The following is a 7712-nucleotide window of genomic DNA, read 5'->3' as shown; positions in this document are numbered from 1 at the left end:
GGCGCTGCGCAGCGCCATCCGCGACTATACCGCCAAACTGGCCGCCGACCGGCCCAAGGTGGCGACCCGCAAGGCCTCGGAAATGGCGCTGGAGGTGGTGAACGCCACGCTGCCGAACACGGTGGGCGGCTCGGCCGACCTGACCGGCTCGAACAACACCCGCAGCAAGGGCATGGTCTCGGTGACGCCGGCCGAGCGGCTGGGCCGCTATGTCCATTACGGCATCCGCGAACACGGCATGGCCGCGATCATGAACGGCCTGGCGCTGCATGGCGGGCTGGTACCCTATGGCGGCACCTTCCTGGCCTTTTCCGACTATTCCCGGCCCGCGATCCGGCTGGGCGCGCTGATGGGGGTGCCGGTCGTCCATGTCATGACCCATGACAGCATCGGCCTGGGCGAGGACGGGCCGACCCACCAGCCGGTCGAGCATGTCGCGGCGCTGCGGGCGATCCCGAACCTGATGGTCTTCCGCCCCGCCGATGCGGTCGAGACCGCCGAGGCCTGGGAGATCGCGCTGACCGCGCCCGCCAGCCCCTCGGTCCTGTGCCTGTCGCGCCAGAACCTGCCCGCCGTGCGGCTTAAGGCCGATGACGAGAACCTGAGCCGCCAGGGCGCCTATGTCCTGCGCGAGACCGAGGGCGCGCGCGACGCGACGCTGATCGCCACCGGCTCGGAGGTCGAGATCGCGCTGGAGGCCGCCGATCTGCTGGCCGCGCAGGGCGTGCGCGCCGCCGTCGTCTCGGCCCCCTGCTTCGAGCTGTTCGCCCAGCGCCCGCAGGCCGAACGCGAAGCGGTGCTGGGCCGCGCCCCGCGCATCGGCATCGAGGCGCTGATCCGCCAGGGCTGGGACGGGCTTTTCCTGCGCCCCGGCGACGGTTTCATCGGCATGGCCGGCTTTGGCGCCTCGGCCCCCGCCCCCGCGCTTTACCGGCATTTCGGCATCACCGCCGAACGTGCCGCCGACCTTGCCAACCAGCTTATCCAGGGAGGAAAGTGATGGCCCTCATCACGCTGCGACAGCTTCTGGACCACGCCGCCGAGCATGGCTACGGCGTGCCCGCCTTCAACATCAACAACATGGAACAGGGGCTGGCCATCGTGAAGGCGGCGGCCGAGGTCGATGCGCCGGTGATCCTGCAGGCCAGCCGCGGCGCCCGTTCCTATGCCGGCGACATCATGCTGCGGCGCATGGTCGAGGCCCTGGCCGAGATGAACCCGACCATCCCGATCTGCCTGCACCAGGACCACGGCAACAACCTGGCCACCTGCATGTCGGCGATCCGGCACGGATTCACCAGCGTGATGATGGACGGCTCGCTGCATGAGGACATGAAGACGCCCGCCGATTACGACTATAACGTCGCGGTGACGGCCAAGGTCTCCGAGGCCGCCCATGCCGTCGGCGCCTCGGTCGAGGGCGAGCTGGGCGTTCTGGGCAGCCTGGAGACCGGCGAAGCCGCGGCCGAGGACGGCTCGGGCGCCGAGGGCAAGCTGGACCACAGCCAGCTTCTGACCGACCCCGATCAGGCGGTGGATTTCGTCGCCCGCACCCATTGCGACGCGCTGGCCATCGCCTGCGGCACCAGCCATGGCGCCTACAAGTTCAGCCGCAAGCCCGATGGCGACATCCTGGCCATGCATGTGATCGAGGCGATCCACGAGCGCCTGCCCGGCACGCATCTGGTCATGCACGGCTCCAGCTCGGTGCCGCAATATCTGCAAGACCTGATCAACGAGGCCGGCGGCCAGATGCCGCAGACCTATGGCGTCCCGGTCGAGGAGATCGAGCGCGGCATCCGCCACGGCGTGCGCAAGGTGAATATCGACACCGATTGCCGCATGGCGATGACCGGGCAGTTCCGCAAGATCGCCCGCGACAAGCCCGATGAATTCGACCCCCGCAAGTTCCTGATCCCGGCGATGAAGGAGCTGACGGCCCTGTGCCGCGACCGCTTCGAACGCTTCGGCACCGCGGGCCATGCCAGCAAGATCAGGGTCATCCCGATGGACGAGATGGCCAAACGCTACGCGTCGGGGGCGCTGGACCCGGCAATCACTGGCGCGAAAGCCGCCTGAGGAGGAGGAAGCCCGATGAACGAGATGAGCAAGTCGGAAATCACCGACAAGAAGAAGCGCTATGCGGCCGGCGTGCTGAAATACGCCCAGATGGGCTATTGGGACGGCGACTACCAGCCCAAGGACACCGACATCCTGGCCCTGTTCCGCATCACCCCGCAAGAGGGCGTGGACCCGATCGAGGCAGCGGCGGCGGTGGCCGGCGAAAGCTCGACCGCGACCTGGACCGTGGTCTGGACCGACCGGCTGACTGCCTGCGACCAGTATCGCGCGAAAGCCTATAAGGTCGAGCCGGTGCCGGGCACGCCGGGGCAGTATTTCTGCTATGTCGCCTATGACCTGATCCTGTTCGAGGAAGGCTCGATCGCCAACGTCACCGCCTCGATCATCGGCAACGTCTTCAGCTTCAAGCCGCTGAAGGCCGCGCGGCTCGAGGACATGCGCTTCCCGGTCGCCTACATGAAGACCTTTGCCGGCCCGCCCACCGGCATCGTGGTCGAGCGCGAGCGCCTGGACAAGTTCGGCCGTCCCCTGCTCGGCGCCACCACCAAGCCCAAGCTGGGGCTGTCGGGCAAGAACTACGGCCGCGTGGTCTATGAGGGGCTGAAGGGCGGGCTCGACTTCATGAAGGACGACGAGAACATCAACTCGCAACCCTTCATGCATTGGCGCGACCGCTTCCTCTACTGCATGGAGGCGGTGAACAAGGCCACGGCCGCCACCGGCGAGGTCAAGGGGCACTATCTCAACATCACCGCCGGCACCATGGAAGAGATGTATCGCCGCGCCGAACTGGCCAAGGAGCTGGGCTCGGTCATCGTCATGGTGGACCTGATCGTCGGCTGGACCGCGATCCAGTCGATCTCGAACTGGTGCCGGCAGAACGACATGATCCTGCACATGCACCGCGCCGGCCACGGCACCTATACCCGGCAGAAGAACCACGGCATCAGCTTCCGCGTGATCGCCAAGTGGCTGCGCATGGCCGGGGTCGATCACCTGCATACCGGCACCGCCGTCGGCAAGCTGGAGGGCGATCCGATGACCGTGCAGGGCTATTACAACGTCTGCCGCGAGACGGTGAACGCGGTCGACCTGCCGCGCGGCATCTTCTTCGAGCAGGACTGGGCCAACCTGAAAAAGACCATGCCGGTCGCCTCGGGCGGCATCCATGCCGGGCAGATGCACCAGCTGCTGGACCTGTTCGGCGACGACGTGGTGCTGCAATTCGGCGGCGGCACCATCGGCCACCCGATGGGCATCCAGGCCGGCGCGACCGCGAACCGCGTGGCGCTGGAAGCCATGGTCCTGGCGCGCAACGAAGGCGTCGACATCGCAAACGAAGGCCCGGAAGTCCTGCGCAAGGCCGCCAAATGGTGCAAGCCGCTGGAAGCGGCGCTGGATACCTGGGGCAACATCACCTTCAACTATACCTCGACCGACACCTCGGACTTCGTTCCGACCGCGTCCGTCAGCTAAGGGAGAGATCACATGCGTATCACTCAGGGCTGCTTTTCCTTCCTGCCCGATCTGACGGACGAGCAGATCCGCGACCAGGTGGAATACATCCTGTCGCGCGACTGGGCGGTCGGGATCGAGTGGACCTCCGAGCCGCATCCCCGCAACACCTATTGGGAGATGTGGGGCAACCCGATGTTCGACCTGAAAGACGCCAAGGGCGTGATGATGGAGCTGGACGACTGCCGCAAGGCGCATGGCGACAAGTATATCCGCATCAACGCCTTCGACAGCACGCGGGGATGGGAGACGGTGATGATGTCCTTTATCGTCAACCGCCCGGAAAGCGAGCCGAGCTTCAGAACCTGGCGCATGGAGGCCGATGGCCGGCACATCCGCTACACGCATGAGATGGTCGGCTGACGGCACTGCCGGACCGGGGGGCCGTCTGCCCCCCGGACCCCCCGAGAGTATTTGCGAAACGGAGAAAGGCTGATGGACGGCGATATGGGCGAGACGCTGGCGACCGTGGATCTGAAGGCCGAGTATGAAACCTCGGGCGTGCGCGAGATCCTGGACGAGCTGGACCGCGAGCTGATCGGGCTGGCGCCGGTGAAGCAGAGGATCCGCGAGACGGCGGCCCTGCTCTTGGTGGACCGGGCGCGGCGCGACCTGGGGCTGGCGCATGAGACCCCCACCCTGCACATGAGCTTTACCGGCAATCCGGGCACCGGCAAGACCACCGTGGCCTTGAAGATGGCCGGGCTGCTGCATCGCCTGGGCTATGTGCGCAAGGGCCACCTGGTCAGCGTCACCCGCGACGACCTGGTCGGGCAATATATCGGCCATACCGCGCCCAAGACCAAGGAAGTCCTGAAGAAGGCCATGGGCGGCGTCTTGTTCATCGACGAGGCCTATTACCTCTACAAGCCCGACAACGAGCGCGACTATGGCCAGGAGGCGATCGAGATCCTGCTGCAGGTGATGGAGAACAACCGCGACGACCTGGTGGTCATCATGGCCGGCTATGCCGACCGGATGGACCGTTTCTTCGCCGCCAATCCGGGTTTCCGCTCGCGCATCGCCCATCACATCGAATTTCCCGATTATACTGACGAAGAGCTGGGGCGGATCTCGGCCGCGATGCTGGAGAGCCAGGGCTATGTTTTCGACGAGGCCGGCCGGGCGGCGATGGAGGACTATATCCGCCTGCGCCGTGACCAGCCGCATTTCGCCAATGCCCGCTCGATCCGCAATGCGCTGGACAGGGCCCGGCTGCGCCAGGCGAACCGGCTGTTTTCCGGCGATGCGCCGGTCGATGCGCGCACCCTGTCCACCATCACCGAGGCCGATATCCGCGCAAGCCGGGTTTTCTCGGGCGGGCTGGATGTCGATGGCGGGCGCATCGAGGGTTGAACGCCTGCCGGGGCTTGCCGGTCAGCCGGAAAGGCAGGCGCCGGCGGGTCGCGGCGGCGCGGCGAAGGTCTTGCGGAACCAGTCCTGCACCATCAGCTTGTCACGGACGAAGCGCCGGCTGCCGCCATGCCCGCGCGGGTCCGAAAGACAGTTCATGTCGGTCAGCCGTTCTTCAACCGCGCGGATGGTGGCGCCGTCCTGCATCAGCCGGTAGCGCAGGTGGATGCGCGGCGGGGTGGCGGCGCGCAGGATGCGCACGTCGTCGAAGCCGGTGCGCCAGGGTTCGAACTCGCCCGCCAGTCGATGTCCAGCACCTCGATGGCAAGGCTCTGGCCGGGGGGGAGGCAGCGCGCGCCCAGTTCGGCGAACCAGCGGTCGAACTCGGCCAGCGCCGAGGCGCGGCTGCGGGCGCGGCGGAACTCGCGGTCGCGAAAGGTTTCGGGCGCGACATAGGTGACGGTGACGCGCCCCTCGGCCGGTGGTGCGGCCGGCCCGGCCAGGGCGGCGGGTGCCGCCAGCGCCAGGGAAAGGGACGGGCGGATCTTCCTGAGCATGGCTTTGCCTTTCGCATGTCCAGCCCTGCAAGGGCCTATGGGCAGGCGGCGGGAAAGGTCAAAGCCGGGCTTGGGCCGCCCCAGCCCGCCGCCTCAGCCCCTGGCATCCTCCAGCATCATCCGCGCGGCCTTTTCGGCGATCATCATCACCGGGGCATTGGTATTGCCGCTGGTGATCGTCGGCATGACCGAGGCATCGGCGATGCGCAGCCGGCCGAGCGCGCGCATCCGCAGCCTGGGATCGACCACCGCGCCCTCGTCGGCGCCCATGCGGCAGGTGCCGACCGGGTGGAAGATCGTGGTGCCGATATTGCCGGCCGCCTTGACCAGATCCTCATCGCTCTGGAAGGCGATGCCGGGGATATGCTCCTCGGGGTCGAAGCGGTTGAAGGCGGGCTGCGCGGCGATCCTGCGGGTCAGGCGGATGGCGCGAATGGCGACCTCGCGGTCGGCTTCGGTGGACAGGTAGTTCGGCCGGATCGCCGGATGGGCGCGGAAATCCGGCCCGGTAACATGGACCGAACCGCGGCTTTCCGGCCGCAGGTTGCAGACCGAGGCGGTCATGGCCGGGAAGGGATGCACCGGGTCGCCGAACTTGTCCAGGCTGACCGGCTGGACGTGGAACTCCAGGTCCGGCGTCGCCTTGTCCGGCCCCGAGCGGGTGAAGATGCCAAGCTGGCTCGGCGCCATCGACATCGGGCCCGAGCGTTTCAGCAGGTATTCCAGCCCGATCGACGCCTTGCCCATCAGCCGCGAGGCCTTTTCGTTCAGCGTCGGCACGCCGCGGACCTTGTAGACCAGCCGCAATTGCAGGTGGTCCTGCAGGTTCTCGCCCAGCGAGGGCACCTCGACCTGCGGCGCGATACCGGCGGCCTGCAGGACATCGCCGCGGCCGATGCCGGAATGTTCGAGGATCTGCACCGAGCCGATGGCGCCCGCGGCCAGCACCGTCTCGCGCGCGGCGCGGACCTCGCGCCGCTGGCCTTGGTGGTGAAAGACCACGCCCGCGACCTCGCCCGCCTCGATCACCAGCCGCTCGACCTCGGCCCCGGTCAGGATGCGCAGGTTCGGGCGGTGGCGCACCGGGCGCAGAAAGGCCTTGGCCGCGCTCCAGCGCCAGCCACGGCGCTGGGTCACGTCGAAATAGCCGCCGCCCTCGTTGTCACCGCGGTTGAAGTCCTCGGTGCGCGGGATGCCGGCCTGCTCGGCCGCCGCCATGAAGGCGTCGAGCACCGCCCAGCGGACCCGCGCGGTTTCCACCCGCAATTCGCCGCCGGCGCCATGCATGGCGTCGGCGCCGCGATAATGGTCCTCTTGCACCTTGAACAGCGGCAGCACGTCGTCCCAGCCCCAGCCGGTGCAGCCAAGCTGGCGCCAATGGTCGTAATCCGCCGCCTGCCCGCGCATGTAGATCATGCCATTGATCGAGGAACAGCCGCCCAGCACCCGGCCGCGCGGGTAAAGCAGCGCGCGGCCGTTCAGCCCCGGCTCGGGCTGGGTGCGAAAGCCCCAGTCGGTACGCGGGTTGCCGATGCAATAAAGATAGCCGACCGGGATATGGATCCAGTGGTAGTTGTCGCGCCCCCCGGCCTCGAGCAGCAGCACCCGGTTGCCGGGATCGGCGCTGAGGCGGTTGGCCAGCACGCAGCCGGCGCTGCCCGCGCCGATCACGATATAGTCGTAGCTTTCCATCGGACACTCCATGATGGCCCCCACCGGCGCGGGGGCCGCACCATCACGATTCGGAACGGAACCCGAGTTTTCTGCCCAGCCTGGTTGCGAAGAACTCTCCGACGAGTCCTCTGCGGAACAGCAGGACGCAGACCATGAAGACGACGCCGGTGATGATCGTCACNGAACCCGAGTTTTCTGCCCAGCCTGGTTGCGAAGAACTCTCCGACGAGTCCTCTGCGGAACAGCAGGACGCAGACCATGAAGACGACGCCGGTGATGATCGTCACCGGGAAGTCGGATGTGGCGAGGTAGTTCTGCAAGCTGACCACCAGGCCGGCGCCGACGATGGGGCCCAGCAGCGTGCCGATGCCGCCCAAGAGCGTCATCAGGATCACCTCGCCCGACATCTGCCAGGTCACGTCGGTCAACGTCGCGAACTGGAAGATCAGCGCCTTGACGCCGCCCGCGAGCCCGGCCAGCGCCGCCGACATCACGAAGGCGCCCAGCTTGTAGCGCTGCACCGAATAGCCC

7 protein-coding genes and 1 pseudogene are annotated in these 7712 nt (G+C 67.3%); 5 read left to right on the top strand and 3 right to left on the bottom strand.

Annotation, left to right across the window (positions count from 1 at the left end; all coding sequences use genetic code 11):
- The 5 genes from ACDP63_RS19820 to cbbX all read left to right on the top strand — a co-directional run.
- Positions 1-1000, top strand: a 1000-nt coding sequence (locus ACDP63_RS19820) for a transketolase-like TK C-terminal-containing protein (RefSeq protein ID WP_409928543.1), incomplete at its 5' end; no start/stop codon positions are given.
- On the top strand, positions 1000-2079 hold the full coding sequence (gene fba, locus ACDP63_RS19815) for a class II fructose-bisphosphate aldolase (protein WP_024844390.1): 1080 nt from the start codon (positions 1000-1002) through the stop codon (positions 2077-2079). The genes ACDP63_RS19820 and fba, both read left to right, overlap by 1 nt.
- A 15-nt stretch (positions 2080-2094) precedes the next feature.
- A complete protein-coding gene (locus ACDP63_RS19810; RefSeq protein WP_024844389.1) occupies positions 2095-3558 on the top strand; it encodes a form I ribulose bisphosphate carboxylase large subunit in 1464 nt (487 codons plus the stop codon).
- 12 nt (positions 3559-3570) lie between these two features.
- A complete protein-coding gene (locus ACDP63_RS19805) occupies positions 3571-3960 on the top strand; it encodes a ribulose bisphosphate carboxylase small subunit (RefSeq protein ID WP_024844388.1) in 390 nt (129 codons plus the stop codon).
- A 72-nt stretch (positions 3961-4032) separates the two neighbouring features.
- Positions 4033-4953, top strand: a complete 921-nt coding sequence (gene cbbX, locus ACDP63_RS19800; RefSeq protein ID WP_024844387.1) for a CbbX protein — start codon at positions 4033-4035, stop codon at positions 4951-4953.
- 21 nt (positions 4954-4974) lie between these two features.
- Here the strand turns inward: cbbX and ACDP63_RS19795 are convergent.
- The 3 genes and pseudogenes from ACDP63_RS19795 to ACDP63_RS19785 all read right to left on the bottom strand — a co-directional run.
- Positions 4975-5507 (bottom strand): annotated as a pseudogene (locus ACDP63_RS19795) (DUF3016 domain-containing protein).
- Between the two features lie 93 nt (positions 5508-5600).
- Complete coding sequence (locus ACDP63_RS19790) at positions 5601-7199, bottom strand: GMC family oxidoreductase (RefSeq protein ID WP_024844386.1); 1599 nt, start codon at positions 7197-7199, stop codon at positions 5601-5603.
- The coding region (locus ACDP63_RS19785) for an ABC transporter permease subunit (RefSeq protein ID WP_409928542.1) at positions 7175-7712 on the bottom strand (538 nt) is incomplete at its 5' end. The genes ACDP63_RS19785 and ACDP63_RS19790, both read right to left, overlap by 25 nt.

This window comes from Paracoccus sp. P2 (genome assembly GCF_046335115.1).
In the GTDB taxonomy this organism is placed as follows: domain Bacteria; phylum Pseudomonadota; class Alphaproteobacteria; order Rhodobacterales; family Rhodobacteraceae; genus Paracoccus; species Paracoccus pantotrophus.
The sequence above is the reverse complement of the archived record's forward strand: the minus strand, read 5'-3'. Positions and strand labels throughout refer to the sequence as shown.